This is a genomic window from Geodermatophilus sp. SYSU D00700 (assembly GCF_054050255.1).
Map to the genome: position 1 here is coordinate 1 of NZ_JBJGZA010000074.1, position 2,967 is coordinate 2,967.

The 2,967-nt window shown below is 78.0% G+C and carries 4 protein-coding genes; 2 read left to right on the forward strand and 2 right to left on the reverse strand.

The features are described from left to right. Positions 1–107: 107 nt before the first annotated feature. Entirely contained in the window at positions 108–1,097 is a 990-nt protein-coding gene (locus tag ACI79V_RS24295; protein ID WP_456893491.1) for a zinc metalloprotease, read from the reverse strand. A 161-nt stretch (positions 1,098–1,258) separates the two neighbouring features. Continuing rightward, entirely contained in the window at positions 1,259–1,954 is a 696-nt protein-coding gene (locus ACI79V_RS24300) for a helix-turn-helix transcriptional regulator (RefSeq protein WP_456893493.1), read from the reverse strand. A gap of 62 nt (positions 1,955–2,016) precedes the next feature. On the opposite strand from ACI79V_RS24300, the gene ACI79V_RS24305 reads away from it, so the two are divergent. Both ACI79V_RS24305 and ACI79V_RS24310 read left to right on the forward strand, forming a co-directional pair. Then, the gene (locus ACI79V_RS24305; RefSeq protein ID WP_456893495.1) at positions 2,017–2,625 is read left to right on the forward strand and encodes a dienelactone hydrolase family protein; all 609 of its coding nucleotides are present in this window, start codon (positions 2,017–2,019) and stop codon (positions 2,623–2,625) included. Next, positions 2,622–2,831, forward strand: coding sequence for a hypothetical protein (locus tag ACI79V_RS24310; protein ID WP_456893497.1), 210 nt, complete (start codon positions 2,622–2,624; stop codon positions 2,829–2,831). The genes ACI79V_RS24305 and ACI79V_RS24310 overlap by 4 nt, the downstream gene beginning before the upstream one ends. The last annotated feature ends 136 nt before the right edge of the window (positions 2,832–2,967 follow it).

A 2,967-nucleotide genomic window follows, 5' to 3' on the forward strand; every position in this document is an offset into this window, starting at 1 on the left:
CGCGGCGCGCGCCCCCCCGCCCGGCCCCCGCCCCCCCCCCCCCCCCCCGCCCCCCCCCCCCCCCCCCCCCCCCCCCCCCCCGCCCCCCGCGCCGCTGCGTCGGGACGTCAGACGCCCGGGGCCCGGTAGGCCTCCCAGGCGTTGCTCATCCGGGCCACCTGACCGGCCGAGAACGTGTTCATGCAGAAGTCCTCGGTGTAGTCCATGAAGTTGGTGATCGGGTCGGTCCCGGGGTCGCGCGGGCAGCTGTCGCGGCCGGCGTCGGCGTCGCACTCGAAGGCGGGCAGGGCCTCGGCCGGGGTGTCGGTCACGTAGTCACCGGGGCCGCTGCAGCCGCCCTGGAAGGTGTGGAACAGCCCCAGCCAGTGGCCGACCTCGTGGGTGAGGGTGTCGCCCTGGTTGTACGGCTCGGCGGTGCCGCCCGGCATCGACTCGTCGAGGATCACCACGCCGTCGGCCCACAGCTGCCCGCCCTTGGCCTTCTGCGGGAAGGTCGCGTAGCCGAGCAGCCCGCCGCCGATGGAGGCGACGTAGACGTTGAGCGTCTCCGCACCGCCCACCCGCAGCGCGCTCTTGGCGGCCCGCTCCTCCTTGCTCCCTGGGACGAGGGCCGCCCACTCCGGGTTGACGACGAACTCGATCTCCGTCGCCTCGTAGGTGAACCGGAAGGGCGTGTCGGGCGAGTCCGCTGCGGCTCCTTCTCCGGCGTAGGCGTCGTTGAGGACGTCCATCTGCGCGGCGATCTGCTGCCTCCGCACCTCCTGCTGCTCGGCCGTGAGCTCCTCGGCGGTGATGACGTGGAAGACCGTCGGGACGGTGACCGAGCCGGCCTCCAGCACCGGGCGGCTCTTGGGGTTGCCCAGGGCCGCGGCCTGCGCGGTGGAGACGGCGTTGGGCTCGCCACGGGTGGCGCCGGGACGGATCCGGGCCTCCTCCGTGCCGTGACCGACGTGGTCGGTGTGCACGTCGGCGCACCCCTCCGGGGCGGCGCTCGCGGACGGGACGGCGACGTCGACCGTGCCGGCCGCCGGGGCGGTCGTCAGGGCCAGCGCGGCCGCGGCGCCGAGGGTGAGGGCGCTCCGGCGCAACCGGGTCATGCATGCCTCCGCTGGGGTCGGGACGAACCGGCCCGCCGGGTCCGGCGGCGCCGGAGGTGGGCGGAGCCAACCACACACCGGTACCGGGCGGTCTCGCCGGGCGTGTCGCAGGTCACCCGCCGACCCGGCGCGGCGACAGCGGGGCGATCGTGCCCGGCCGGTCAGCGGGGGTGTGGCCGGACCGCGTGGGCGTCTGGGGGCGGGGTGCCGTACAGGCCCGGGTCCCGGGCCGGCGCCGGTTCGGTCGTGAGCGCGGCGCCGGCGATGCGGTCCCAGCGGAACCAGCGGGGGGCGTCCCGGTCGCGGCACCAGGCGATGAGGTACCAGTGGTCGCCGGTGCGCGCGAGCAGGTGGGGCTCGACCCGCCGGCGGGTCTCGGCGCCGTGCCGGTCGCGGTAGCGGAGGGTCACCACGCGGCGCTGCGCCAGCGCCTGCTCCACCACCGCGGCGGCGTCCGGGCGGCCGGTCGGGCCGCGGACCCACACGCGTCCGGCGAGCCGGTCGGCCTCGGCGCGGGCCGCCGGCCCCAGCACGTCGAGCACCTTCGCGAGCGCGGCGCGGCCGTCGACGGCGAAGGGTGCGTCCGGCGCGCCGGCCAGCGCCACGGCCACCGCCACCGCCTGCGCGGCGGTGAAGTTGACCGGGGGCAGGGTGGCCGCCGCGTCCAGCACGTACCCCCCGCCCGGGCCGGCCGTGGCCCAGATGGGGACACCGGCCTGCTGCAGCGCGGAGACGTCGCGCTTGACCGTCCGGGTCGACACCTCCAGCCAGCCGGCGAGCTCCGCCGCCGTCCGTCCGCGGCGTCCGGCCCGGCGCAGCTCCTCGGTGAGCGCGTGCAACCGGTCGGTGCGGTTCACCGGGAGATCGTCGCAGGAACGGTGACAGGACGGTGTCACCGACGGTGCCGCAGGGTCTCCCCATGACAGAGATCGCGCTCTTCCACTCGGCCCTCGGCGTGCGTCCCGGGGTCGTCGACGCCGCCGACCGCCTGCGGGCGGCCGGCCACCGGGTGACCGTGGTCGACCAGTACGACGGGCTGGTCTTCGACGACTACGCCGCGGGCAGCGCCCACACCGAGCGGGTCGGCTTCCCGGCGCTCATGCAGGCCGCGCTGGACGGCGTCGCCGGGCTGGCCGACGGCTTCGTCGCCGCCGGCTTCTCCAACGGCGCCGGCATGGCCGAGTACGTGGCCACCCGTCGCCGCTGCGCCGGGCTGCTGCTGTTCTCCGGTGCCCTGCCGCTCGGGATGCTGGGGATAACGGCCTGGCCGGCGGGCCTGCCGGTGCAGATCCACTACGCCGCGGACGACCCGTTCCGCCGCCAGGAGTGGATCGAAGCCGTCTCGGCGGACGCCGCCCGCGCCGGCGGCCGGGTCGAGACGTTCGACTACCCGGGGGCCGGGCACCTGTTCACCGATCCGAGCCTGCCCGCCGAGTACGACCCGGCGGCGAGCGAGCTGCTCTGGCAGCGGGCCCTGGCGTTCCTGGAACGCCTCCCGGCCGACGCGGAGACCACACTGACCCGGTGACGAGCGCAGCGGGCGGGCACGCGGCCGGCCGGGACCAGGAGAGCAGCCGGGCGCACGCGGTGCCGCGGGAGGCCGCCGACGGGCCCCCGCCCTGGGTGGCGGTCTGCGGCACGCCGGTGGCCGTGGTGCAGGGCGCCTGGAACGGACGCCGCGGCCTCGGTGCCGACGACGTCTGCCCCGAGTGCCGCCGCCTCGCGCCCGCCTGAGCCGCCGTCCTCCCTCACCCTGGGGGGGGGGGGGGGGGGGGGGGGGGGGGGGGGGGGGGGGGGGGGGGGGGGGGGGGGGGGGGGGCGGCAGGGGGCCGGCGGCGGGGGGGGCGCGCGGGGGGGGGGCGGGGGGGCG